The sequence below is a fragment of the Halalkalicoccus tibetensis genome (genome assembly GCF_037996645.1).
GTDB lineage: Archaea > Halobacteriota > Halobacteria > Halobacteriales > Halalkalicoccaceae > Halalkalicoccus > Halalkalicoccus tibetensis.
Genome location: NZ_JBBMXV010000001.1, coordinates 443,086 through 466,095, shown reverse-complemented (window position 1 = coordinate 466,095; position 23,010 = coordinate 443,086). Strand labels below are relative to the sequence as shown.

Sequence of the window (23,010 nt, the reverse complement as noted above, 5' to 3'; positions counted from 1 at the left end):
TGCAGGGACAAGCCATGCCTTTATCGAAAACGACACCGCAGTATGGGACCGTAATGCAAGCACTCCGATGGCACGGCGAGGGCGACGTCCGCGTTGACGAGGTTCCCAAACCCGAGATCGAGGAGCCGACCGACGCGATCGTCGAGATCACGGCCACGGCGATCTGCGGCTCGGATCTCCATCTCTACAACGATTTCATGCCGGGCATGGAGGAGGGCGACATCCTCGGCCACGAGCCGATGGGCGAGGTCGTCGAGGTCGGCGAGGAGGTAGACGACCTCCGGGAGGGTGACCGCGTCGTCATCCCCTTCACGATCAGCTGTGGGGAGTGCTGGTTCTGTGAGAACGACCTCTACTCGCTGTGTGACGAGACGAACCCGAACGCCGAGATGGCCGCCGAGACGATGGGCCACTCGCCAGCGGGGCTGTTCGGCTTCTCGCACACGCTGGGCGGCTACGACGGCGGGCAGGCCGAGTACCTGCGGGTCCCCCACGCCGACGTCGGGCCGATCAAGATCGAGTCGGACCTCTCGGACGAGGAGGTGCTGTTCCTCTCGGACATCTATCCCACGGGGTATATGGCTGCCGAGAACGCCGAGATCGAGGAGAACGACACGGTCGCCGTCTGGGGCTGTGGCCCGGTCGGCCAGTTCGCCATCCAGAGCGCCTGGATGATGGGCGCCGACCGCGTGATCGCGATCGACCGGATCGAGGAACGCCTCGGGATGGCCGAGGGCCACGCCGACACCGAGGTGATCGACTACTCCGAGGACGACGTCTACGAGTGGCTGATGGACGAGACCGACGGCCGGGGGCCGGATCGGTGTATCGACGCCGTCGGCTCGGAGGCCCACCACACCTGCGTCGACCACGTCCCCGACGAGCCCGACCGCCCGTACGTGCTCCAGGAAGCGATCAAGTCCTGTCGGAAGGGCGGGACGCTCTCGATCCCGGGCGTCTACATCGGCGAGATGGACGGCGTGCCGATGGGGCCGCTGATGAACAAAGCCCTCACGGTCAACGCGGGCCAGACCCACGTCCAGGCCTACCTGAACCCGCTGCTCGAGACGATCGAGAACGGAGAGATCGACCCCGCCGAGATCATCACCCACCGGGGTTCGCTCGAGGACGGGCCGGAGCTCTACGAGACGTTCAACGACAAGGAGGACGACTGCGTCAAGGTCGTCCTTGAGCCGTAACCCGAGTCGAACTCCCTATTCGGCCCAGTAGGCCTCGCCGGGCGTCGTCTCGAAGACGGCGCGGTCGAGCACGTCGACGGCCTTCTCCAGACCTTCGTTCGCGCTGGTCAGCGAGTCCTCGTGTTCGATGCTGAGCACGTCGTCGTAGCCGACCATTCTGAGCGTCGAAACGACGTCCTTCCAGTGGCTCTCGCCGTGGCCGTAGCCGATCGACCGAAAGAGCCACGAGCGGTTCGGCTCGTCGGTGTAGGGCGTGGTGTCGAGCACCCCTTTCTCCCTCGCTTGAGCCTCGTAGACCTTGGTGTCCTTTGCGTGGACGTGGTGGATCGCGTCGCGCTCGCCGAGATACCGGATCGCCTCGGTGACGTCGATCCCCTGCCAGTAGAGGTGCGAGGGGTCGAAGTTCGCGCCGATGCGCTCGTTGGTCGCCTCACGCAGCCGGGCTATCCCGTGGGGCTCGTAGACGAGCATGTTCGGGTGCATCTCGATGCCGACGTTCACGCCGTGGTCGTCGGCGTGCTCGGCGATCTCCCGCCAGTAGGGGATCGCGACCTCCTCCCACTGGTAGTCGTGGGCGTTGGCGTGCTCGGTGGGCCACGGCGCGGTGATCCAGTTGGGCACCTGCGCGCTCGGGCTGCCGCCGGGAAGCCCCGAGAACGTGGTGACCACGCCGACGTCGAGCTCGTCGGCCAGTTCGATCGCCTCGCGGAGCTCGGTGTCGGCCTCGCCGGCGTGGTCCTCGTCGGGGTGGATCGGGTTGTTGTGGGTCGCGAGCGCGCTGATCCGGAGGTCGTACTCCTCGAGCAGGTCGAGCAGCTCCGACTGGGCCGCCTCGTTCCCGAGGTACTCCTCGCGTGGCAGGTGGTCGTCGCCCGGGGCGCCGCCACAGCCCAGTTCGACCGCGCCGACGCCGATGTCGGAGAGATACGAGAACGCCTCCTCCTGTGACTGGCCGCCCAGCGGGACGGTGAGTACGCCGATGTCCATACCGGGGGGTGAACTCGAACGAGAATAAATCCCGGTGATTATTCCGCTGCGACCCACTCCTCCTCGAACCGGATCGAACGGCCCTGTTCGCTCGAACGGTAGATCGCGTCGATCACCCGCTGGACGAGCAGCCCCTGTTCGACGGTGTTTTGGTCGGGTGCCTCGCCGGCGGCGACGGCTTGCAGGAACGTCTCCTGTTCCGCGGCGTGGGCGTCGCGCTCGCGGGTCCTGACCTCCGTGTCGCTGAAGTGAGCCGACCCGTCGGCACTGGTCTCGTAGAGGGTCATCTCGCCGTCCCCCCGGTCGAAGCGGGCGCCGGCGTCGGTGCCGTGGACGACGAACTCGTTGTCCGCCGGGCGGTTGGCCGCCCACGCGACCTCGAGCGAGATCGTCTGACCACCCGCACAGCGGATGAACGCGCTCACCGAGTCCTCGACGTCGAACCGCTCGTGGCCGGCGTCCTCGCCCCACATCTGGAGGTAGGTGTAGTCCTCGCGGGTGCCGAACTCCGAGCGAGCCACGCCGGAAACCTCGGTGATGTCGGGGAAATCGAGCACGTGAAGCGCGAGGTCGAGCGCGTGAACGCCGATGTCGATCATCGCGCCCCCGCCCGCGATCTCCCGGGAGGTGAACCACGAGCCACGGCCCGGGATGCCGCGACGGCGGACGTAGTTGGCCTCGACATGGGTGAGCTCGCCGAACCGCCCGCGGTCGCGCTCGTTGGTGAGCACCTCTATCGACGGGAGATAGCGGTTGTGGAAACCGACCATACAGAACCCCTCGGAGTTTCGTGCGGCCGACGCGATCCGTTCTGCGCTCTCGACGGAGTGGGCGAGGGGTTTCTCGAGCAGGACGCTGAGGTCGGCCTCGAGCGCCGAGACCGCGTACTCCTCGTGGAACTTGTTGGGCGTCGTGATGACGAGTGCGTCGACGCTCGAGTAGAGCTCCTCGTGGTCCTCGTAGGTGGCGACCCCGTAGTCACGCTCGAAGCGCTCGCGGGCCTCGGGCAGGACGTCCATCCCGCCGACGAGCTCCGCGCCGTAGTTCCGGAGCCGATCGGCGTGGTAACGCCCGATGTTTCCGAGGCCGATAACCCCGACCGAAACGTCTCGTGGGTCGTTCATTGGGGAAACTAGAGAAAGTTACCGCATTACGCTTTCGTTCATGGTCGAGTCGACCCCAATACATATCGTTCGTCTCATAGTTCGACTAACCCGTCGGGAGTACGTTATTATAGACCGGATAACGGTCTCAGTCCGAGTCGCCGACGCCGCGTTCGGGGGTCCCCGAGCCGGTCGTGGCGACCTCGACCAGCCCGTGGCGGAGCGCGTCCCCTGTCTCGATGTCGAACAGGTGGATCCGGGAACGGTCGAGAACGACCTTGACCTCCTCGTCGATGTCGATCTCGGTGTCGGGGTCGACGCTCATCAGTAGCTGGTCGTCGGTCGCGGCGCCGCCCTCGACCTCCATGCTCGTCTCGGCGTCGTCGCCGGTGACGAGGTAGACGAACACCTCGTTGCCCATGGGCTCGAGGACGTCCGTCCGGGCGTCGATCAGCCCGGTCGAATGCTCGACCCCGTCGGCGGTGTGATCGAGGTAGACGTCCTCGGGGCGGACACCCACGGTGACCCGGTCGCCGGGCGCGAGCCCGTCGGTCGTCGCGGGGTCGAACTCGATCGAGAAGTTCTCGGTTTCGAGTTCGTCGGTTCCGACCTCGGCCTCGACGAAGTTCATCGAGGGCGAGCCGATGAAGCCCGCGACGAAGAGGTTCGCGGGCTCGTTGTAACAGACCAGCGGCGGGGCGATCTGCTGGAGCGAGCCCGCGTTGATCACCGCGATCCGGTCGGACATCGTCATCGCTTCGGCCTGGTCGTGGGTGACGTAGATGATCGTGGTGTCCAAACGGCGGTGAAGCCGCTGGAGCTCCGTGCGCATGTGGACGCGGAGCTTCGCGTCGAGGTTCGCGAGGGGCTCGTCCATCAGGAACACGTCGGGCTCCCGGACGAGCGCGCGGGCGATCGCGACGCGCTGGCGCTGGCCGCCGGACATCTCCTCGGGCATCCGGTCCATCATCCCCTCGAGCTGGACGATGTCGGCGGCCTCCTCGACCCGTCGATCGACTTCCTCCTTTTCGTAGTTGCGGAGGCGAAGCCCGAAGCTGATGTTCTCGTAGACGTCCATGTGGGGGAACAGCGCGATGTTCTGGAAGACCATCGCGATGTTGCGGTCCTTCGGCGGGAGCCGGGTCACGTCCCGGTCGCCGATGTGGACCGTCCCCTCGGTGGGCTGGGTCAGCCCCGCGATCGTCTCCATCGTCGTCGACTTCCCACAGCCGGAGGGGCCGACGAAGGTGACGAACTCGCCGTCGCCGATCTCCATGTTCATGTCGTCGACCGCCGTTACGTCCTCGTACCGTTTCGTGACTCCGTCGAGTGTGACTCGTGCCATGATCTTACTCCTTGAGGCCGCCCGCCGTCAGTCCGCTGACGATCTTCTCCTGTGCGACGACCACGAGGATCGCCATCGGCAGCACGCCGATGATCGACGCCGCGGCCATCGCGTTGTACAACGTCTGGTACTGTCCCTGGAACCCGAGGATCCCGTCGAGGATCGGCGCCCAGTTCTCGGGTTGGCCGTCGGTCATGAGAAACGAGAAGAAGAACTCGTTGTAGACGCCGATGAAGGTGAGCACGCCCGCGGTCGCGACGCCGGGCGCCGACAGCGGGATGATCACCCGAAAGAGCGCGCCCAGCCGCGTGGTCCCCTCGACCCGGGCGGCGTCCTCGAGCCCGTCGGGGATCTGGCTGTAGAAGGTCGTGAGGATGAATATCGCGAGCGGCATGAAGATCGCCGACAGCGGGATGATCAACGCGTACGGCGTGTTGTAGAGGCTGCCGTCCTGCATGATCGGCTCGAGGATCGCGAACTGCGTGTTGAACAGGTCGTTGATCGGGATGAAGAAGGCTGCCGGCGGGAAGAACGAGACCAGCAGGACCAGAAGCATCAGCGGTCCCTTCCCGGGGAACGAGAGCCGGCCGAAGACGTAGCCCGCGAGGCTCGCCACGACCAGGACGACGAGCGTCGCGACCGTCGCGATCACGAAGCTGTTGAACATGTAGCGGTGGAACGGCAGGATCTCGAACACCTCGATGAACACGCCGGGGTTGAACCCGTTCGGCGTCAGCCAGACGTCCTGGAGCTGACCCTCGGGAGTCAGCGCCACCATGAGCAGCCAGTAGAACGGGAACAGCGTGGTGAACAGGAAGAAGACCGTCACCAGCCAGAACATCGGCCGGTAGGCCCGGTTGGGATCGGAGATCGAGTCGCCGACCCACCGCTCGAGGGGACCCTGTTCGCGCTCCTGGTCGTCGGACTGTGTCTCGGCCGTCTCGGTTTCGGTTGCCATCAGTAGACACCTCCTTCCTGGTCACGGAACTTCACGATGTAGATCGAGATGAACACCCCGATGATCGCCGCCGTCATGAACGCCACGGCGGCCGCGGTGCCGAAGATGCGGGTCCCGCCGAACAGCGCCTCGACGACCATACAGGTCAGCGACGGCACCGTCGTACAGCCCGCCGTCGACTCGATCAGCCCGTAGACGCGCATCGCGTCCATCGTCCGGAACAGCATCGCGACCAGCAGGGCCGGCAGCACGAGCGGGAACGTGATCAGCTTGAAGCGCTGCCAGGCCGAAGCCCCCGACACCTTCGCGACGTTATAGAGGCTGCGGTCGACGCTCTGGAGCCCCGCGAGGATCAACAGCGCCATGAACGCCGAGGTCTTCCAGACGTCGGCGATCAGGATGATGAAAAACGAGTCCTGGCTGCTCGCGAGCGGGTCCGAGCCGAACAGGCCGAGCCAGTTCATCAGGTCCGCCCCGAAGCCGACGGTCGGCTGGAAGATCAGGTAGAAGATCATTCCCTGGATGACGATCGGCACCGCCCATGGGATGATGACCGCGACCCGGACCCAGCGCCGGCCCCGGAAGTCCTTATCGAGGACGATCGCCTGACCGAAGCCGATCAGCGTCGTGAAGAGGACGTTGAGGATCGCGAACGCCAGCGTGACGAACAGCGCCTGCTGGAAGAAGCCGACCCCGAGTTCGACGAACGGGAAGCCGCTCGTGAGCTGGACGTCGAGGAACTGTCTCGCGAGACGGGCGTCGCCGGTGAGGATGTTGACGTAGTTGTCGAAGCCGACGAACCCACCGAGGGGCTCGGCCCCACGGGTCTGGTCCTCGAGAAACGACATCCGAAACGTCGCGGCCAGCGGGTAGAACGCGATCAGCGCGAGCAACGCGAACGCCGGCGTGAGCAACAGATAGGCGTAGGCCGCCTCGCTCAGGTTCTCCATCCAGTCGACGACCGGTGCGAGCCGTCCGCGTTCGGGTGCGTCAGTTGGCATTTACGTCCTCCACGTCCGCCTCGCTGCGTTCGAGTCGGTTTCGAAGGTCCTCCATCGCCTCCTCGGGGCTCTTCTGGCCCGTGTAGGCGTTGTGGACCTCGATCGCGATCACCGCCGCCTGTTCGTTCCAGATGTCGGTTACCGGCCGCGGGACGGCCCTGTCGCCGAGCGCCTGCAGCGTGTCGGTGTAGCGGTTCAGCGGCTCGATCTCCTGGACCTCCTCGGACTCGAGCAGGTCGAGGTTCGGCGGGAACCACGTCCCCTCCTCGAACATCGTGAGCTGGACCTCCTCGGCGGTGAACGCCTCGAGGATCTGGGCACACTCGTCGATCTTGTCGGTCGACGGGTTGATCGTCAGATGCCACCCGCCGAGGGCGACGCGCGAGCCGCCGAGCCCCTCGTACTCCGACTCCTCCTCGGTGACGCCGTAGGGCATCGGCATCGCACCGATCGCCTCGCCGAAGTCGTCCTCGCCGGCCGTCTCGGCGATCCCGAACGCCGGCCAGTTGCGGTGGGCGACCGCGTTACCGTTCTGGAACGGGCCGAGCGACTCGTCCTCGATCCACTGGACGATCGAGGTCGGGGCGATCTGCTCGTAGCCCTCGAGGGCGTGTTCGTCCTCCTGGCCGTGGATGAACGCCCGCATCATGCGGATCGCGTCCAGGACGGGCTCCTCGTCGACCGTGACGGGCCGGTCGCCGGCCTCGAAGAGGTTGTCGACCCCGCCGAAGTACGCCCCGCCCCAACCCGACATCGTCTCGTTGAACGTACAGCAGGCGAGCCCCTCGTAGGCGGCCGCCTGGGTCGTGAAGCCGAAGTCGACGTCGCTCTGGTCGCGGGTGTCGGCGACGACCTCGGAGAACTCCTGCCAGGACATCGGTTCGGTCGCCCATCCCTCGGTGTCGTAGCCCGCCTCCTCGACGAGATCCCGACGATAGAGCATCACCGGGAAATCGGGAAACAGGGGTAGCGCGTGTAGCTCGTCGGTCTCCGGGTGTCTCGCCGTCTCGACCGACGCCTGGAGGTAGTCGTTCTCGATCGTGTCGAGCACCTCGCCGGAGAGCTGTTCCTCCAGGTTCAGCGTCTGTTCGCGCAGGATGAAGGGGATCGTCCACCCCGAGTCCATCATGAACATGTCCGGGGTCGATCGCCCGGCCTGCAGCGCCGACTGGATGTCCTGGCGGCGCTGTTCGGTGTCGTCCGCGGCCGCGCGGACCTCGTAGGAGATGTCCTCGTCGAGGCCGGCTTCCCAGAGGGTCTCCTGAACGGTGTCCCTGATGTCCTGGAAGTCCGTATCGCTGTGAATGATGATCGTGTCGTCGTCCGCGCTGCCCAAACAGCCCGCCAGTCCCAGCGATCCGGCGGCCACGCCGGACGCCCCGGCCGCCTTGACGAACGTTCGGCGGGACAGCCCGGCGCGTCGTCTCGTGTTCCCTCGCCCCATCTCTCACGGAGAGAGGGATCTTTCCTATTTAGTTGTTTTGAATACTGCTACTACGCCCGTTGTAAACCGTCGATAGCGTCGATCACTCGTCGGGGAACCGATAGAGGGCCTCGTCGCAGTCCGGGCATCGAAGGACGGTCCCCCGTCGCGGGCGGTTCCCACAGCAGCGCCGGAGGGACGCCTCCTCGGTCCAACTATCGCAGACCGGACACCGGTCCAGAAACCCCCGGAGTGCCCGGGCCGCGGCGAGCCGTTCCCGGCTTGCCCCGTCGGCGACGTGCGAATCGAGCGCCCGGACCGCGGCCACCTCGGCGATCGCGACAGGCCGGGAGACCCAGGACTCGCCGCCGTCGGGGCCGACGAGGGCGATCATCGGCCGGTCGGCCGCGATCAGCTCGGCGTCCGTCCCCGGGTCGGTCGCCGCCGAAACCGCCTCGACCAGCCCCCCGTCCGAGCGGGTCCGGAGCCGCTCGATCCCGTCGCGCCAGTCGGCCCGGAACCCCTCGTCGAGGTGGAGCCGGTCGCCCTCGGGGACGAGCACGCCGGCCCCGAGGAGGGACTCGACGGCCCGCTCGCCGACCGCCGCGTCGGCCGCGGCCAGCGACGCGGCGGGTGTCGGGTCCGGCTCCCGCGAGCGTCCCGTCAGCTCCCGGACCCGGCTCAGTAACTGTGGGGTGTAGGGGACGAGGTAGCCCCGCAGCCAGATCGTTCCCGACCCCGCCAGCAACGCGACGACCGCGATCGGAATCCGGACGAGTGCGAGGACGAGACAGCAGCCGATCAGGATCGCCCCGTTGGCGACGGTACAGGGCAGACAGCGGTTCGCCCCGGTATGTTCCGGTCGACGGAGGGCGGCGATCGGACCCATCGAATCCCCGTTATCGGGGAGGGGGTATGAGGGTTCCGTCAGCGGCCTACAGCTCCGATCGGGTCGGCGTGGCACCGGTATCGGAGGCGTAGACCTCGTCGAGCTGTTGGCTCAACAGTCGCTTCAGATCGGCGGGGTCCGGGACGTTCTTCAGGACGATCTCGACCTCGCCGGTGCCCGCGCTGGTGATGACCACGTCGCCGTACGACAGCGCGCGTTCGAACACCGACTGACTGAAGGAGGTGTTCTGGATCCGCTCGTAGCGGATCTGTGTCACGTCGCGCGCGACGATCCCCTCCTTGTGGTAGACCTCCGCGGTCGTGATCACGTAGCCCGTCGAGATCCGCCGGTAGTAGGCCCATCCCGCCGTCGCGAGGCCGGCCACGATCCCCGCGACCCCCACGATCGCGTACTCCCCGAGCAGCGCCATCCCGATCGCGCCGGCGACGATCAGCGCCGCCCCCAGGACGAACGCGCCCAGGTAGGGGACGACGCTCGGATGGCCCGCCCAGAGCAGCTCCTCGTCGGGGCCCAGATCGAGCCAGTCCGCGCCGCCGAACCGCCTCGGTAGCTCGCTCATACTTGACAGGACGGCGGGCGCGGCCAAGAGCGTTCCGCACTACTCCACCGACTCGACGGCGATTCGGGCCGCCTCGCAGTCCTCGCCGGTGGCGGTCCAGCGTCCCTCGACGCTCACGAGCACCGTCCGGCCGGCCTCGGGGTCGTCGCTCGACATCCCCTGAGAACCAATACCACGGGGGATAGACGCATTGTTCGCTCCGAGCCCGTCTCAGAGGTCGCCGGTCGCCCGCGACCAGACCGGCGTCTTCGGTTCCTCCAGGCGCTCGATCTCCTCATCGGTGAGCGAGACCGACACCGCCCCGGCGTTCTCCTCGAGGTGCTCGAGCGAGCGGGGCCCGATGATCGGGGAATCGACGACCTCCTTCTCGAGGAGCCACGCGAGGCTGACTTGGGCGGGCGAGGCGTCCTTCTCGTCGGCGAGCTCGCGGACGGCGTCGAGCACCGCCCAGTTCTCCTCGGTGAACCGCTCGTGGGTGTGCTCGTCGGTGGCCGCCCGCCCCTCCTCGGGCTCGTCGTCGGGGTCGTACTTCCCGGTGAGAAAGCCCCCGCCAAGCGGGCTCCAGGGGATCACGCCGACCCCCTGGTCCCGACAGACGGGAAGCAGGTTCTCCTCCTCGTGGCGGTCGACGAGGCTGTACTCGGGCTGCATCGAGACGAACCGCTCGTGATCGTTGAGATCGCTCGCCCCGAGCGCCTTCATGAACTGCCAGCCCATCATCGTGGAGGCGCCGATATACCGCACGAGGCCCTCGTCGACGAGGTAGCTGAGCGCCGAGAGCGTCTCCTCGATGGGCGTGTCGTCGTCCCAGCGGTGGATCTGATAGAGATCGATGTAGTCGGTTCCCAATCGATCGAGGCTCGCCTCACACTGGTCGATGACGTGTTTCCGCGAGAGCCCCTGCTGGTTCGGGCCCTCGCCCATCGGCCCGTAGACCTTCGTGGCGAGCACGAGCTCCGAACGATCGCGGCCCTCGATCGCTCGGCCGACGATCTCCTCGCTTTCCCCCCGTGAGTAGACGTTCGCGGTGTCGAGGAAGTTGATCCCCAGGTCGATCGCCCGGTCGATGATCTCGACGCTCCTCTCCTCGTCGTCGATCATCCAGGGCTGGGCGCTCCCGAAGTTCATACAGCCCAGACAGAGCCGTGAGACCTCCATCCCCGTCGAGCCGAGGGTGGTGTACTCCATGTCGTTGTCGTCGGTGTCCATGAGCCGTCCACGTCCGGGCCGCGCAAAAAGGGTGGTGGCGGCCGGTCTCAGCGCGCCGACTCCCGCAGGATGAGCGGGCCGATGGCGAGGGTCCGCTTGGCGACGGTCGCGACACGCAGGATATACGAGATGAGCAGGAAGAAGGGCAGCAGCGTCACCGTGAACGCCGCGCCGACGATCAGGATCGAGTCGTTGATGCCGAACGTCGTGTTCGGGAACGAGAGCCCGCTGTAGAACCCGAGCATGGTGCCCGAGACGAGCAGCGCGGGGACCGAGACGTAGAGGATCAGCTGCGAGAGGTCGATCAGCGCCCACTCGAAGTAGAGCGTCTTGACGTGCTCGCGTGCGGGCCCGAACATCGACAGCGACGACTTCAGGTCGTCGAGATGCCCCATGTTCTCGTCTGTGAGGCTGTCGGCGTGGTCGTTCGCGATCCGCTCGAGGTGGAAGATCTTGATGCCGTAGTTGTAGTTGAGCGCGGCGTTGAGGACGCCGAACGAGCCGAAGCTCGCCCCCTCGAGCTGGTCGCGGACCTCCTCCGCGTTGCCGATGAGGCTCTCGGTGTACTCGTCGACCTCGGCCTTGAGCTGCTCGTCGTCGTTGTCGGCGATCGACGCGCGCAGCAGCTTGGCCCGCCGTTCGGTCAGGCTGACGGTCTCGCGCAGGAACGCCGACGGGTCGGCGGGGCTCGGCGAGCCGATCATCTCCTCGGTGTACTCCCGGAAGTCCATCGTGTTGCTCATGCGCTCGCGCTGCTCGCCGAGCGGGCCATTCTCCTGGGAGATCACGAGCTGGCTGATCGTGACGACCAGCGTCGTCCCGGTGATGATCGCGCTGATCATCGTCGAGAACATGTAGTTGATCATCTCGTCGGTCCGGAGCGTCGACTCGAAGTTGGGGACGAACAGCTCCCCGATGACGACGAACGAGAGAAAGAAGACGAGCGCCAGCAGCCCCGTTATCAGCAGCCGCTCGGCCTTCAGGACCGCCCAGAGCTTGATCCGGCTCTCGCTCGAGCGCGCCTGCATCGTGTTCGCGGTCCCGATGTCGGCCTCGGCGTCGGCGTCGATCTCCGTGTCGACGTCCGGGTCCGCGTCGACGTCCGCACCCTGATCGGGGTTCTCGCTCATGGGTCGTCGTCCCCGTTCCCCCTGGGCCGTTTGAACACCAGGTACTTCGTGCCGCCGCCGGTGTACTCGACCGTCCCGACGAGCTCCCAGCCGTCGGCGCCCAGCTCGTTCAGCTCCGATTTCGGGTCGCTCGCCTCCTTCCTCGTGGCCTCCCGCGGGGGTCGAAGCGTCTCGTACTCCCAGCGAACCGTGTCGTCACTCATCGCTCTCCCGTATCGAGACCCTCGACGGTGAAGTATCCGGCCCTTGCACGACGGGCGCGCCTACATCGACGGGACGCCGTCGCGTCCGATATGGATCTCGTGGGCCTCGATCCGTTCGAGCGCGGCGACCCGCCCGCCGACGCTCACCTCGCCGTCGTCGGTCTCGACGGTCATCGTCGCGACCTCCTCGGTGTCCTCGAAGTCGACGTTCGCGACCCGTCCGCGCACCACCCGCGCCTCGCCGGTCTCGACGTCGCGGCCGTCGACGCTGGCGTAGAACTCCCCGCCGAGCTCGCGGATGTCCTTCACACAGCGGCGGATCGAGGCGTACTTCCGGGGGAACGGGCGGCCGTCGCCGTTCGCCGAGAGCGTCTCGGCGGTCGTCCAGAGCACGGTCCCGAAGAAGCCCGAGACCAGGAAGCCGAGCGCCGAACGGTTGAAGATCACGCCGTAGCGGTCCCGATCGTCGCGGATCGCGTCCTGGGTGGCGTAGACCGAGTACTCCCCGTCGGCGACCGCGAGCACGGGCGTGGTGATCCCGCGGCGGGCCTTCGCGACGGTCGAGACCTCGCCGTAGTCGAACTCCTCGGGCGAGGGCGCGCCGCTCGCGGGGGTCACGAGCAGCTCGATGCTGACCCCCGAGGCGTGGACCTCCCGGAGCGTCCCCTCGAAGCGCTCGAGCAGCTCCGGCGTGAGCGAGAGGATCAGCTCGAACTCGGCGGCCTCGATCACCTCCGTGAGGTGCCGGAGGATCGTTGAGCGCGATTTCACTAGCGAGACCGCCTCCGTCTCGCGGGCCGGGGCGGTGTAGCGCGCCTCGAGCTCGTCGACCATCTCGTCGAGCGAGCCCCGGACCCGCGTGAACGCCTCCTCGGGGTCGACCGCGATGATCTGCATCGGGCGGGTCTCGCGGAGCTCGACGAGCCCGCGATCCGAGAGGCTGCGGACGGTGTCGTAGACCCGGGGCTGGGGGATGTCGGTTCGATCCGCGATCTCGCTCGCGGTGAGCTGGCCGTGTTCGAGGACCGTGAGATACGCCTCGATCTCGTATTCGCCGAGGTTGAACTGCTCGCCGACGGCTTCGAGCGTCGAGCGGAGATCGTCGCTGACCATACGGGTCACAGATCCGCAATGATGAATTATGTATCGGAATCCGAGTAGCACCCGGTTTCGGAACCGCGTTACATGAACATCCGGTCGTCGGGGCGCTCGTGGGCCTCGGCGGCCTCGAGGCGTTCGGAGAGCTGGGCGTAGTGCTGGCGGACCTCGCTCGCGAACTGCTCGAGGGGGCCGGTGTCGAACTCGAGGTCGTGGACCCGCCGGATCGTCGAGAGCAGGCGCAACGCGGCCTCCGCGTCCGGCGTCTGGCCGTGAGCCGGCGTGACGAACACCCCGACGCCGAGGTCGGTGTCGAGCCCGCGCTCGACGAGGCTGGCGTTGACGCCGTCGAGAAAGCCCATCCCCATCGGGTCGACGTCGGCCCCGTCGAGGCGCGCCTCGCGGTAGTCCTCGGTCGCAACGTAGAAGGTGCGGTGGTCCGCGGGGCCGTGGGCCATCGGGATCCCCGCGAGGACGGCGATCTCGTCGACCGCGTTCCCCTCGGCCCACTCGAGGATCGCCCGGCTGAACGGGTCGGCGGCCCCCACCGGAACGAACAGCTCGCCGACCAGCACGGTGATATCGAGGTCCGCGCGCGAGTACAGCCGGGTGTGATGCCGGGGCACCCCGTTGGTAAACGGCGTGATCGAGGGGAGCGCTTCCGCGGTGATGTGACCGGTCTCCTCGAGGTCGAGCTGCGTGGTCAGGTAGTCGACGGCCGTCAGCCCCGCGAGGCCGAACTGCGAGAGCCCCACCAGGAGCGTATCGCCGGTCTCGCCGGTCTCGTGAGTGACGTGAAACGAGGTGTCGGTGTGGTCGGCGGCCATGGTCGGGGCTACGGGGGACGCGCCCTTAGCCGTTGGTGGCGTCGGACCCGTGTCAGACGACAGCCCTTTGATCACGCCTCGTGCAACTACACGTAATGCAGGTCGGGCAGACGATCGTCGAGACGGTCGAGAACTCCCTCCAGTGGCTGGGGAACTCGGCCACGGGACGGCTGTTGCTCGCGACCGCCGTGATCGTCGTCGGCTGGTACGTCTCGGGGCTCGTCGTCAGGATGCTCGGCCGGCCGGTCGCACAGCGATTCGAGCGCCAGAGCCTCTCGCGGACGATCCTCCGGATCGTCAAGATCTCGGTCATCCTGATGGCGTTCGCCGTCGCCGCCGGGATCCTCGGGGTGGGTATCGGCAACATCTTCCTCTCGGTCACGGTCATCTCGGCGGTGATCGGCGTCGTCCTCGCGCCGGTGATCGGCAACTACGTCGGCGGGCTGTTCGTGCTCGCCGACCAGCCCTACGAGATCGGCGACATGATCGAGATCGTCGACACCGAACAGCGGGGGTTCATCGAGGACATCACGCTCCGGTATACGAAGGTGCTCACGGAGGACAACTCCGTGCTCGTGATCCCGAACGCCACCATCCGCGAGCGGGACGTGATCAACTACTCCGCCGAGGACGAGCGTACCCGACTGGCCCTCGACATGACCGTCACCTACGAGGGCGACCTCGCGGAGGCCCGCCGGCTGATCGTCCGGGCCGCCCGGGGGACCGACGGCGTCATCGGCGGCGGCCCGACCATCCGCGTGGGCAGCGCCCGGTATCCCGCCCGGCCGACCTGTAACATCGTCGAGTACGGCGATAACGGGGTGGCACTCAGGCTCCGGTACTGGGTCAGGTCGCCCTACTACGCCCCGGCGGTTCGCTCGGAGATCCAGAGCCGGATCTGGGAGGAGCTCGCCGACGCCGACGTCGACATCCCCTACCCCCACACGCACGTCGTCTTCGACGACGTGGAAGGGGAGACGGGCGGGACGACGGGATCGACGGACGACGACGCGGACCCCGACGTCAGCCGCCGACCGTGATGACGGTACACTCGAGGCGGGTCTTGAGGAACGTCTCGATGTCCGGATCCCGGGTGAGCCGTCCGATCAGGCGCTTCCACCGGGAGGCCTGTCTGTGGCCGATGACGACGACGTCCGCGTCCTCGGCGGCGATCTCGTCGAGGATGGTCTCCTCGACGAGGAACCCCGATCGGACGACGTACCGCACGCGTCTGAGGCGTCCGAACGCGCCTTCGACCTCGCGTTTGAGTTCCGCGCGCGTGATCGGGTGGCCGTTCTGATAGAGGTTGACGTGCAGGACGGTCAGGGCAGCGTCGTCCTCGTCGGCGACCTCGAGCGCCCGCTCGACGGTGCGCTTCGAGCGGTTCGAGAGGGGGTATCGAACGGGGACGACGACGCGAGTCACGGGTGGGAGTAGGTGTACCGACCGGTGTCAACCTTTCCTTTCGGCCCGCCCGAGGCGCCCGTCGATGGTCGGCGCTATCCCCTCCTCGCGGGCGTACTCGGCGAGTACCTCGTACTGGACCTCGACGGTCCCGACCCGGTGGGCCGTCGTGAGCGCCGGGAACTCGTGGTCGGTCTCGAAGAGATACCGGCTCGCTGCGATCGAGTACTCGGCGTCGGGCTCGAGGGGAGCGCCGCCGACCCGGACCGACTCGACGCGGGTCCCGTCGAAGGTCGCCCGGAGCCCGCTGACGTGGGCGTGCCACCAGTCGGACTCGCCGAAGCTCGCGTCGCCGTTGCTCGCCTGCGAGAGCAGCCGCCGGAGCTCCCGGCCAGTCACCGTCCCGACCGTCACGGGCCCGTCGAACGGGACCACGCTGATGCAGTCGGCGAGCGTCACCTCGCCCGCGAGCGGCGGGCCCGACCGGATCCCGCCGGCGTTGTGGATCGCGACGTCGGTTCCCGCGGCCCACCGGTAGGCGTCGGCGACCCAGTTGCCGATCCGACACTCCCCGCTGACGGTGAGCTCCTCGGAGCGCTCGATGGGCTCCTCGACGCGGCCGACGACCTCGTCGAGTCCCGCCCTGGCCATGCGCTCGCGAAGCGCGTCCGCCACCCGCTCGTCGCACGGCCCCGTCTCGACGTGGTGGCGCGTTCCCCGCACTTCCTCGCCGAGCTCGACCTCGAGCAGCGCCGTTCCGTTGGCCCCGGGGCGCGTACAGAGGGTCCCCTCGACCCGTTCGAGACGATCGGAGTGGACGTGCCCGCCGAGGATCGCGTCGACGTCGACCGCGCGGGCCAGCGCGTCGTCGCCGGCCCCGAGATGCGAGAGCGCGACCACGCGATCGACGCCCTCCGAACGCAGGGCCGCGACCGCCCGCTCGGCGGCCTCGATCGGGTCCTCGACGGTCAGGTCGCTCGCCTTCGGATTGATCGAGGGCGTCGCCGGGTCGAGCACGCCGAAGAAGCCCACCCGAACCCCATCGCGCTCGACGACCGCCGTGGGGACGACCCCCTCCTCGCGTCCGAAGCGCTCGCCCTCGCGAAAGACGTTCGCGCTCACCCAGGTCTGGGGCGACTCCCGGAGCACCTCGCGGGTCGCCCCGTAGCCGTGATCGAAGTCGTGGTTGCCGAACGTCCCGAGGTCGGGCTCGACCCGCTCGAAGAAATCGAGGGCCTGGCGACCCTCCATGACGAGCGAGAGCACCCCCGGCGCGGTGTTGTCGCCGGTCCCGACGACGATCGTGTCCTCGTCGCGCAGCGCCCCGATCAGGCCCGCGAGCCGGCCGATCCGCTCGGGGTCGTCGTAGGCGTTCTCGACGTCGGAGTACTGCAGCAGCCGGGGACCCATTCGACGACCCTACCGAGGCCGCCCGCATAACCGCTGCGGTCGCGGCGCTACCGGGCGTAGCGCTCGATCGCCTCGCGCAGCGTCAGCACCTCGATCCCGCGCTCGTCGACCCATCCGAGGGTCTCGTGGATCCGCTCCTCGGTGACCTCCTCCTTGAACGTGTGGGCGCCGATCACGCCCAGCGCGCCCCGGTCGCCGATCTCGTCGAGGTCGGCCCGCACGCTGTCGGGGCTCGTGAACTCGATGAAGTAGTCGCGTTTGGTGTGGAAGGGGTCGAACCCCTCCCGGGGGTTGATCCGCGAGCCGTGGTCGGCGTTGGCGATCCCGTCGTAATGCTCCGTGGCGAACCCGCGCGAGTAGTCGTCGAAGTTGTCGTAGGGCGCGAGAAAGGTATCGATCTCGAAGCCGAGCGCCTCCAGGTCGCGTTTGGACTTCCCGAGCGCCTCCTCGACCTGCTCCTCGGGATAGCGGACGATCGTGTCGCCGGCGGCACACGCCTCGCCGAGCGGCTCGTCGAGGTCGATGTAGCGTCCGGTTCCGTCGCTTCCGTAGTCGGCGACGGTCCTGTGGAGTGTCCGCTCGCCGTCGGTGATCTCGAGGGTCTTGCCGCGGTGGTAGCCGTGGCGGATCTCCTCGGGGTAGATCCGTTCGTCGCTCGGGGCCGCGTCCTCGACGAGGGGCAACGTCCCCACTGCGGTGTGCTCGGTCGTGTGCGAGCAGATCTCCCAGCCCGCGTCGACGAGCTCCTCGAGGTGTTCGACGTCCATGCAGCCGCTGTTCTGGAAGTCCTCGCGGCCGATCCACTCGCTGACGATGCCGGTCGTCGCGGGCGCGTCGAACGCCCGATGAGCCGGCAGTGCCTGGGTATAGTCCTCCATCGGGCCGTCGTCGTAGACGAAGACGACCGCACCGCCCTCCGGGGGATCGGGGGGTTCCTCCTCCTCCTCCGCTTCGTCGTCGCGGACCTCGGGTTCCTTCCCGTCGCCGGCGTCAGTCCCGTCGGTAGCTCTGTCATCGTCCTCCTCGTCCGCCGTCCCGTCCAGCCTGCCGAGACAGCCGGCCAGCCCGACGACGGCGACCGCGCCCCCTCCAAGGAACTGGCGCCGCGACGGTGATGCTCCGTTCATACTTCCCGATTATCGACACGTCCTTATTATTGTCATCTGATTAATTAGTATGCTATGACAGCTAAAACCGAAGCAGAAGACGGTATTTCAATCCGACTGATGGATGGATTCAGGACGAAATGCCGCCCGCAGCCGGACGGGGACAACCCTCAAGCCGTCGGCGGCCGGACCGCAGGTATGGATCAGCTGTCGATCGACGGGGAGGAGGCGTACGTCGCGCGCGACGAGGCCGAGCGGGGTTCGGACGGCCCCTTCTACGTCGTCTATCGGACGAGGGATCGCCAGGAGCGCTGGGGCTACCTCTGTGGGAACTGCGAGGGCGCGAACACGGCGATGGACACGATGGGGCGGATCGTCTGTAACGACTGTCCCAACCAGCGAAAGCCCACCGAGTGGGACGCGGCCCACGAATGAGGGTGAAGCTTTATCAACCGGGACGGTGTAGTGACTAGTGGATGGGACCTGTTAGCATACCACCCGTCGAGCAGGCCCGGTCGATCTTCAGTGAACTCGGCTACACCCTCTCGGGTGACGGCACCGAGTTCCGCGCCGAGCGCGAGTGGAAGGTCGTGCATGTGACCGCAACCGCGGACGAGGAGGAGGGAGCGATCCCCGACTCCGGCTCGCTTCGCTGTTTCGTCACCTATCGCGAGACGGCGGAGTCGCTCGTCCGTCGCCTCTCCGATCTCGGCCCCGACTACGAGTGGGCCGTCATCTCGGTCGACGACGACGCCGACTACGACGTGATCCACGCCCCCTCGATGAGCGCGTAGCCGTCCACTGACGGAACGTTGATACTCGCGGGTCTCGTATCGCCCCCACAGTGACCGTACGGAGGGGACCGACCGATCGGCGAGCGTTTCTCGCAGCCACAGCCGGCGTACTCGCGTCGAGCGCCGGCTGTCTGAACCGGTTTCAGGCCTCCGTCGACCGCGAGACGCCCGAACAGGTCTCTCTCTCGATCACGACAGTTCCCAACGACGAGGACTCCGTTCCCGTACGGATCGCGCGCCACCTCGCGGAGAACCTGGAGACGGCCGGGATCGACGTCGGCCTCCAGCCGGTGACGACCGAGCAGCTCTGGCGCGACGTCCTCCTCAACCACGACTTCGACATCTACATCGGACAGCACCCCGGCTACGCCGACCCCGACTACCTCTACGGGCTGTTGCACTCGCAGTTCAGCGAGGAAGCCGGCTGGCAGAACCCCTTCGGCTACGTGAACGTCCCCGGCGTGGACGAGCCCCTCGAAACCCAACGCGAGACGAGCGACGGAACCCGGGAGGGTGCCCTTTCGAGCCTCGTCGAGGGCCTCCGCGAGGAGGCCCCCTTCTCGGTCGTTGCCTACCCCGAGGAGCCCAGGGCGCTCCGGACGGACCGATACAGGGGGTGGGGCGATCGCTCGCTCGAATCGCCGCTCGGCCTTCTCGACCTCGAGGAGGTCGACGGGCGCGCACGGGACGACCGGGCCGAGAACACGCTCCAGCTCGGGATCAGCGACGGACGGATCACGAACAACCTGAACCCGCTCGCCGTCGAGTACCGCCGGCGCTGGATCGTCACGGGGCTGCTCTACGATCCGCTCGGTCGCCACGTCGACGGCGGGATCGTCCCCTGGCTCGCGGCCGACTGGTCGTGGGACGAGGACCGCCTGCGGATCCGGCTGCGCGAGGACCTCGCGTGGCACGACGGCGAGGCGCTCACCGCCGCGGACGTCGCCTTCACCTACCGTCTGTTGTGGGACACCACCTACAGCGAGGACCCCCCGATCGTCCCGGCCCCGTGTTTCCGCTCCCGGAGCACGCTCGTCGATGCGGTCGAGGTGATCGGCGAACGGACCCTCGATCTGACGATCGACGCCCACCCCGACGTCGGGCTGCGGGCGCTCACGGTCCCGGTCCTCCCGATGCACGTCTGGGAGGAGCGGACCGATCCCGCATCGATCGCGGGCTTCGACTTCGACAGCGTCACCGAGGCGCTGGTCGCCGACAACATGGAGCCGGTCGGCTCAGGCCCCCTCCGGTTCGAGGACGTCACCACCGACGAACGCCTCGAACTCGTCCGCAACGAGGACCACTTCCTCACCCGGCTGACCGAGGGCCCCCTCGAGGCGTTCGCGGGCGGGCCCGCCTACGAACGGCTGGTCTTCGACTACTCGCCGTCGCCGGCGAACGTCATCGAGGCGGTCGGGGCGGGACAGATCGACGCCAGCGCCGCCGCGTTGCCCCCGACCGAGATCGACCGGATCCGGGGGACGAGCGGGGTCGAGCTCGTCAGCGACGAGACGAGCGCACACTACCACGTCGGGTTCAACGCCCGGAACGCGCCGCTGTCGAACCCCCGGTTCAGGCGCGCGGCCGCGAGGCTGTTCGACAGGGAGTACCTGCGGACGGAGGTGTTCGCGGGCGACGCGACCCCGGCGTTCAGCCCCATCGCCGCCGCCGGCCCCAGCGACGACTGGCACTCGGGCCACGAGGCGGGCTTCGTCGGCGAGAGCGGGACCGGGGAGGTCGACGCCGAGACGGCGCGCGACCTCTTCTACGAGGCAGGGTATATATACAACGAGGACGGAGAAATGGTGATACGTTGAGGTCACAATGGCTCTGATAACGGTGTTGCTGTCGGTCGTCGTGGTCGTGAGCCTCCTGCTCGTGATCGGGACGCTCGTCTGTATCGAGCGCAGCCAGCTGCGCGAGCTGGCGGGTGACCTCCGACCGCGGCTGCGGGTCGCGGCGCCCGCGATCGGGTTGCTCGGCGCCGTGCTCGTGCTCAACAGCCTCACGCGGCGGACGGCCCAGCAGCTGTCGTGGCTGGTCGGTTTCAACATCACCGACCCGATCTACCGGGTCGAGGGCGAGTTCGTCGCCTGGATCCAGACGTTCCAGACGACCGAGCTGACGCTGTACTTCTCGGCGATCTACATCTACGGCTACGTCTTCCTGCTGGTCTTCCCGCTGCTTGCCTATCTGGCGCTCTCCGAGCAACGGACGTTTCAGGAGCTCACGATCGCCTACACCGCGAACTACGGCATCGGGCTGGTCTGCTATCTCTTCTTCATCGCCTACGGCCCGCGCAACCTCGACATCGCCCAGGAGCTCATGTACACCCTCTACCCGTCCTCGCAGTTCCTCACGAGCGCGGTCAACACGAACACGAACGTCTTCCCGTCGCTTCACACCTCGCTCTCGGTGACGGTGCTGCTGTTCGCGTGGCGCACCCGGGAGGCCTACCCCCGCTGGCTCGCCATCGCGGCGGTCCTCGCGATCAGCGTCGTGATCGCGACGATGTATCTGGGGATCCACTGGGGGATCGACGTCATCGCGGGGACGGTGCTCGCGGTCATCAGCGTTCGGATCGGCGTCCGCGGGGCGGATCGCTGGCGCGAGATCGCGACGAGCGCGACGCCGAGGATCGCCGGCGCCTTTCGCTCGCGCTTCTGAGGCGTGCTCCCGGTCGTCACGACGGCGTGCCCTCCTTCGAGCCCCCGGTTCGGGGGCCGACGCATGAGCATAAACGGATTGTTATGACAACCGCCACTCGGATCAACGACGGTACTCTGGTGTAGGACATGCTCGAGCAGACGCGACGATGGGGGCAGCGTACGGGCGAACACGCGAGAGCTGGAACGGGGACGGCAACAGGGGCTACGGCACACAGCCCGCAGCCGTGGCGTGACTGATCCCGATGGCCGCGATCATACAGCTTCGGGTCCCGGCGACGAACGCGACGCTGGGGGCGACGGTCGCGTCGGTCCCCGAGATCTCGATGGAGGTCGAACAGTTCGCAAACGGCGCCAACGAGGCCAAACGGCCGCTCGTCTGGATCCGGGCCGAGGCGTTCGGCGACGTCGACGACGCCCTCGCCGGCGACCCGACCGTCGCCGAGCATTCGATCGTCAGCGAGGTCGGCGAGCGCCGGCTCTACGAGCTGGCGTGGGCCGACCCGGAAGGGTCGATCTTCGCCACCCTGGAGGAGTTCGGCGGCCATCTCCGTAGCGCGGCGCTGAACGGCGACGAGTGGGCCATCGAGGTCCTCTTCCCGACGCGCGAGCGGCTCTCGCGGATGTACGACTCGCGGGCGGACGACGGGATCGAAATGACGGTCGACTCGATCTACGAGCTGAGCGACAGCACCCCGGTCCAGTCGCTGACGGACAACCAGCGCCGGACGCTCGAGACGGCCCTCTCGGGGGGCTACTACGACATCCCGCGCGAGACGTCGCTCACCGACCTCTCGGACGAACTCGAGGTCTCACACCAGGCGCTCTCAGAGCGCCTCCGGCGGGCGCACAAACACCTCGTTTCGACGGCCCTCCGCGGGCACTCGATGGGCGACGCTGAGTCCGAGCCCGAGGTCACGAGGCCGTGACCGACAGGGAAAACGGGGAGCGCCGGCTGAGGTCTTATAGGGTTCGGTAAGCACATCGGTAACAATGAGTACGATCATCGAGTTCACCGTCCCGGCCGAGGAGTTCGCCCTCTACGAGACGCTCTGTGTCGTCCCCGAAACGACCGTCGCGGTCGAGCGCGTCGTCGCCCACGCCGACGACCGTATCGTCCCGTACTTCTGGACATCGGGCGGCGATCAGGAGGCGTTCGAACGGGCGGCCCGTGACGACCACTCGGTCGCGGAGCTCACGAAGCTCGACCAGCGCGACGGGGCCGCCCTGTATCGTGCCGAGTGGGTCGAGGACGTCGAGACCGTCGCCTACGCCTACACGCAGGCGGGAGCGACCCTTCTCAACGCCTCCGGGAAGGACGGCCGCTGGGAGCTCCAGCTGCGCTTCGACGACGAGGACGCCTCCTCGTCGTTCCAGCACTATCTCGAGGAGAGCAACCGGAGCGCCGAGATCCACCGGCTCTATAAGCCGACCCAGCCCCAGATGGAGGGGCAGCCGGGGCTGACCGACCTCCAGCACGATACCCTGGTGACGGCGCTCCGGGCCGGCTACTACGAAGTCCCCCGCGGGCTCTCGATGGACGAGCTGGCCGGCGAGCTCGGCGTCTCCCAGCAGGCGCTCTCGAACCGGCTCCGGCGGGGTCACCGGACGCTGGTCGAGAACGCGCTCACAGTCAACCTGTCCCACGACGACGTGTAGCGCGTCGCGCCGGCCCCGG

At 67.5% G+C, this 23,010-nt stretch carries 24 protein-coding genes; 8 read left to right on the top strand and 16 right to left on the bottom strand.

Annotated features, from left to right (window positions below; genetic code table 11):
• Nucleotides 1-53 precede the first annotated feature (53 nt).
• Nucleotides 54-1,199: a zinc-dependent alcohol dehydrogenase gene (locus WOA58_RS02630; RefSeq protein ID WP_340602606.1), complete on the top strand. Its 1,146-nt coding sequence runs from the start codon at nt 54-56 to the stop codon at nt 1,197-1,199.
• A 15-nt stretch (nt 1,200-1,214) separates the two neighbouring features.
• On the opposite strand, the gene WOA58_RS02625 is transcribed toward WOA58_RS02630, so the two are convergent.
• The 13 genes from WOA58_RS02625 to WOA58_RS02565 all read right to left on the bottom strand — a co-directional run bounded on the left by WOA58_RS02625 (nt 1,215) and on the right by WOA58_RS02565 (nt 13,952).
• On the bottom strand, nt 1,215-2,186 hold the full coding sequence (locus WOA58_RS02625; RefSeq protein WP_340602605.1) for a sugar phosphate isomerase/epimerase family protein: 972 nt from the start codon (nt 2,184-2,186) through the stop codon (nt 1,215-1,217).
• Nucleotides 2,187-2,224: 38 nt separating this feature from the next.
• Nucleotides 2,225-3,310, bottom strand: a complete 1,086-nt coding sequence (locus WOA58_RS02620; protein WP_340602604.1) for a Gfo/Idh/MocA family protein — start codon at nt 3,308-3,310, stop codon at nt 2,225-2,227.
• A gap of 127 nt (nt 3,311-3,437) precedes the next feature.
• Nucleotides 3,438-4,634 (bottom strand): ABC transporter ATP-binding protein, encoded by a 1,197-nt coding sequence (locus WOA58_RS02615; RefSeq protein WP_340602603.1) that lies wholly within the window; start codon nt 4,632-4,634, stop codon nt 3,438-3,440.
• Between the two features lie 4 nt (nt 4,635-4,638).
• Entirely contained in the window at nt 4,639-5,592 is a 954-nt protein-coding gene (locus tag WOA58_RS02610; RefSeq protein WP_340602602.1) for a carbohydrate ABC transporter permease, read from the bottom strand.
• Nucleotides 5,592-6,593, bottom strand: a complete 1,002-nt coding sequence (locus WOA58_RS02605) for a carbohydrate ABC transporter permease (RefSeq protein WP_340602601.1) — start codon at nt 6,591-6,593, stop codon at nt 5,592-5,594. Before WOA58_RS02605 ends, WOA58_RS02610 begins: the two co-directional genes overlap by 1 nt.
• Complete coding sequence (locus WOA58_RS02600) at nt 6,583-8,037, bottom strand: extracellular solute-binding protein (RefSeq protein ID WP_340602600.1); 1,455 nt, start codon at nt 8,035-8,037, stop codon at nt 6,583-6,585. Before WOA58_RS02600 ends, WOA58_RS02605 begins: the two co-directional genes overlap by 11 nt.
• 82 nt (nt 8,038-8,119) lie before the next feature.
• A complete protein-coding gene (locus WOA58_RS02595; RefSeq protein WP_340602599.1) occupies nt 8,120-8,905 on the bottom strand; it encodes a hypothetical protein in 786 nt (261 codons plus the stop codon).
• Between the two features lie 46 nt (nt 8,906-8,951).
• Nucleotides 8,952-9,485, bottom strand: coding sequence for a PH domain-containing protein (locus WOA58_RS02590; protein ID WP_340602598.1), 534 nt, complete (start codon nt 9,483-9,485; stop codon nt 8,952-8,954).
• A gap of 210 nt (nt 9,486-9,695) precedes the next feature.
• Nucleotides 9,696-10,673, bottom strand: coding sequence for an aldo/keto reductase (locus WOA58_RS02585; protein ID WP_390220498.1), 978 nt, complete (start codon nt 10,671-10,673; stop codon nt 9,696-9,698).
• Nucleotides 10,674-10,741: 68 nt separating this feature from the next.
• On the bottom strand, nt 10,742-11,824 hold the full coding sequence (locus WOA58_RS02580; RefSeq protein WP_340602596.1) for a hypothetical protein: 1,083 nt from the start codon (nt 11,822-11,824) through the stop codon (nt 10,742-10,744).
• A complete protein-coding gene (locus tag WOA58_RS02575) occupies nt 11,821-12,027 on the bottom strand; it encodes a DUF4177 domain-containing protein (RefSeq protein ID WP_340602594.1) in 207 nt (68 codons plus the stop codon). The genes WOA58_RS02580 and WOA58_RS02575 overlap by 4 nt, the downstream gene beginning before the upstream one ends.
• Before the next feature lie 60 nt (nt 12,028-12,087).
• Nucleotides 12,088-13,140 (bottom strand): HTH-type sugar sensing transcriptional regulator TrmB, encoded by a 1,053-nt coding sequence (gene trmB, locus WOA58_RS02570; protein ID WP_340602593.1) that lies wholly within the window; start codon nt 13,138-13,140, stop codon nt 12,088-12,090.
• 68 nt (nt 13,141-13,208) lie between these two features.
• Nucleotides 13,209-13,952, bottom strand: coding sequence for a proteasome assembly chaperone family protein (locus tag WOA58_RS02565; protein WP_340602592.1), 744 nt, complete (start codon nt 13,950-13,952; stop codon nt 13,209-13,211).
• Between the two features lie 95 nt (nt 13,953-14,047).
• Between WOA58_RS02565 and WOA58_RS02560 the strand changes: the two genes are divergently transcribed.
• Complete coding sequence (locus tag WOA58_RS02560; RefSeq protein WP_340602590.1) at nt 14,048-14,992, top strand: mechanosensitive ion channel family protein; 945 nt, start codon at nt 14,048-14,050, stop codon at nt 14,990-14,992.
• On the opposite strand, the gene WOA58_RS02555 is transcribed toward WOA58_RS02560, so the two are convergent.
• From WOA58_RS02555 to WOA58_RS02545, 3 genes are read right to left on the bottom strand one after another with little or no spacing between them, the layout of a single operon-like run.
• Nucleotides 14,976-15,377: a universal stress protein gene (locus WOA58_RS02555; protein ID WP_340602588.1), complete on the bottom strand. Its 402-nt coding sequence runs from the start codon at nt 15,375-15,377 to the stop codon at nt 14,976-14,978. The two genes, WOA58_RS02560 and WOA58_RS02555, sit on opposite strands and share 17 nt — an antisense overlap.
• Nucleotides 15,378-15,404: 27 nt before the next feature.
• A complete protein-coding gene (locus tag WOA58_RS02550; protein ID WP_340602587.1) occupies nt 15,405-16,766 on the bottom strand; it encodes a bifunctional metallophosphatase/5'-nucleotidase in 1,362 nt (453 codons plus the stop codon).
• A gap of 47 nt (nt 16,767-16,813) precedes the next feature.
• Complete coding sequence (locus tag WOA58_RS02545; protein WP_340602585.1) at nt 16,814-17,893, bottom strand: polysaccharide deacetylase family protein; 1,080 nt, start codon at nt 17,891-17,893, stop codon at nt 16,814-16,816.
• 177 nt (nt 17,894-18,070) lie between these two features.
• On the opposite strand from WOA58_RS02545, the gene WOA58_RS02540 reads away from it, so the two are divergent.
• The 6 genes from WOA58_RS02540 (at nt 18,071) to WOA58_RS02515 (ending at nt 22,991) form a co-directional block, all read left to right on the top strand.
• A complete protein-coding gene (locus tag WOA58_RS02540) occupies nt 18,071-18,307 on the top strand; it encodes a DUF5816 domain-containing protein (protein ID WP_340602583.1) in 237 nt (78 codons plus the stop codon).
• Nucleotides 18,308-18,348: 41 nt separating this feature from the next.
• Complete coding sequence (locus tag WOA58_RS02535; protein ID WP_340602581.1) at nt 18,349-18,666, top strand: DUF7116 family protein; 318 nt, start codon at nt 18,349-18,351, stop codon at nt 18,664-18,666.
• A 50-nt stretch (nt 18,667-18,716) separates the two neighbouring features.
• Nucleotides 18,717-20,483, top strand: a complete 1,767-nt coding sequence (locus WOA58_RS02530; protein WP_340602580.1) for an ABC transporter substrate-binding protein — start codon at nt 18,717-18,719, stop codon at nt 20,481-20,483.
• A gap of 7 nt (nt 20,484-20,490) precedes the next feature.
• Nucleotides 20,491-21,333, top strand: coding sequence for a phosphatase PAP2 family protein (locus tag WOA58_RS02525; RefSeq protein ID WP_340602579.1), 843 nt, complete (start codon nt 20,491-20,493; stop codon nt 21,331-21,333).
• Between the two features lie 244 nt (nt 21,334-21,577).
• Nucleotides 21,578-22,261 carry a helix-turn-helix domain-containing protein gene (locus WOA58_RS02520; protein WP_340602578.1) on the top strand — a complete coding sequence of 228 codons (684 nt, stop codon included), beginning with the start codon at nt 21,578-21,580 and terminating at the stop codon, nt 22,259-22,261.
• 64 nt (nt 22,262-22,325) lie between these two features.
• Nucleotides 22,326-22,991, top strand: coding sequence for a helix-turn-helix domain-containing protein (locus WOA58_RS02515; RefSeq protein ID WP_340602577.1), 666 nt, complete (start codon nt 22,326-22,328; stop codon nt 22,989-22,991).
• Nucleotides 22,992-23,010: the final 19 nt, after the last annotated feature.

Excerpts from the sequence above, each read along its gene's own strand:
- WOA58_RS02595 (WP_340602599.1), bottom strand. The coding sequence starts at position 8,905 with ATGGGTCCGATCGCCGCCCTCCGTCGACCGGAACATACCGGGGCGAAC.
- WOA58_RS02560 (WP_340602590.1), top strand. The coding sequence starts at position 14,048 with ATGCAGGTCGGGCAGACGATCGTCGAGACGGTCGAGAACTCCCTCCAG.
- WOA58_RS02550 (WP_340602587.1), bottom strand. The coding sequence starts at position 16,766 with ATGGGTCCCCGGCTGCTGCAGTACTCCGACGTCGAGAACGCCTACGAC.
- WOA58_RS02565 (WP_340602592.1), bottom strand. The coding sequence starts at position 13,952 with ATGGCCGCCGACCACACCGACACCTCGTTTCACGTCACTCACGAGACC.
- WOA58_RS02520 (WP_340602578.1), top strand. The coding sequence starts at position 21,578 with ATGGCCGCGATCATACAGCTTCGGGTCCCGGCGACGAACGCGACGCTG.
- WOA58_RS02590 (WP_340602598.1), bottom strand. The coding sequence starts at position 9,485 with ATGAGCGAGCTACCGAGGCGGTTCGGCGGCGCGGACTGGCTCGATCTG.
- WOA58_RS02610 (WP_340602602.1), bottom strand. The coding sequence starts at position 5,592 with ATGGCAACCGAAACCGAGACGGCCGAGACACAGTCCGACGACCAGGAG.
- WOA58_RS02620 (WP_340602604.1), bottom strand. The coding sequence starts at position 3,310 with ATGAACGACCCACGAGACGTTTCGGTCGGGGTTATCGGCCTCGGAAAC.
- WOA58_RS02575 (WP_340602594.1), bottom strand. The coding sequence starts at position 12,027 with ATGAGTGACGACACGGTTCGCTGGGAGTACGAGACGCTTCGACCCCCG.
- WOA58_RS02535 (WP_340602581.1), top strand. The coding sequence starts at position 18,349 with ATGGGACCTGTTAGCATACCACCCGTCGAGCAGGCCCGGTCGATCTTC.
- WOA58_RS02625 (WP_340602605.1), bottom strand. The coding sequence starts at position 2,186 with ATGGACATCGGCGTACTCACCGTCCCGCTGGGCGGCCAGTCACAGGAG.
- WOA58_RS02525 (WP_340602579.1), top strand. The coding sequence starts at position 20,491 with ATGGCTCTGATAACGGTGTTGCTGTCGGTCGTCGTGGTCGTGAGCCTC.
- WOA58_RS02615 (WP_340602603.1), bottom strand. The coding sequence starts at position 4,634 with ATGGCACGAGTCACACTCGACGGAGTCACGAAACGGTACGAGGACGTA.
- WOA58_RS02545 (WP_340602585.1), bottom strand. The coding sequence starts at position 17,893 with ATGAACGGAGCATCACCGTCGCGGCGCCAGTTCCTTGGAGGGGGCGCG.
- WOA58_RS02515 (WP_340602577.1), top strand. The coding sequence starts at position 22,326 with ATGAGTACGATCATCGAGTTCACCGTCCCGGCCGAGGAGTTCGCCCTC.
- WOA58_RS02580 (WP_340602596.1), bottom strand. The coding sequence starts at position 11,824 with ATGAGCGAGAACCCCGATCAGGGTGCGGACGTCGACGCGGACCCGGAC.
- WOA58_RS02540 (WP_340602583.1), top strand. The coding sequence starts at position 18,071 with ATGGATCAGCTGTCGATCGACGGGGAGGAGGCGTACGTCGCGCGCGAC.
- WOA58_RS02605 (WP_340602601.1), bottom strand. The coding sequence starts at position 6,593 with ATGCCAACTGACGCACCCGAACGCGGACGGCTCGCACCGGTCGTCGAC.
- WOA58_RS02585 (WP_390220498.1), bottom strand. The coding sequence starts at position 10,673 with ATGGAGTACACCACCCTCGGCTCGACGGGGATGGAGGTCTCACGGCTC.
- trmB (WP_340602593.1), bottom strand. The coding sequence starts at position 13,140 with ATGGTCAGCGACGATCTCCGCTCGACGCTCGAAGCCGTCGGCGAGCAG.
- WOA58_RS02600 (WP_340602600.1), bottom strand. The coding sequence starts at position 8,037 with ATGGGGCGAGGGAACACGAGACGACGCGCCGGGCTGTCCCGCCGAACG.
- WOA58_RS02630 (WP_340602606.1), top strand. The coding sequence starts at position 54 with ATGCAAGCACTCCGATGGCACGGCGAGGGCGACGTCCGCGTTGACGAG.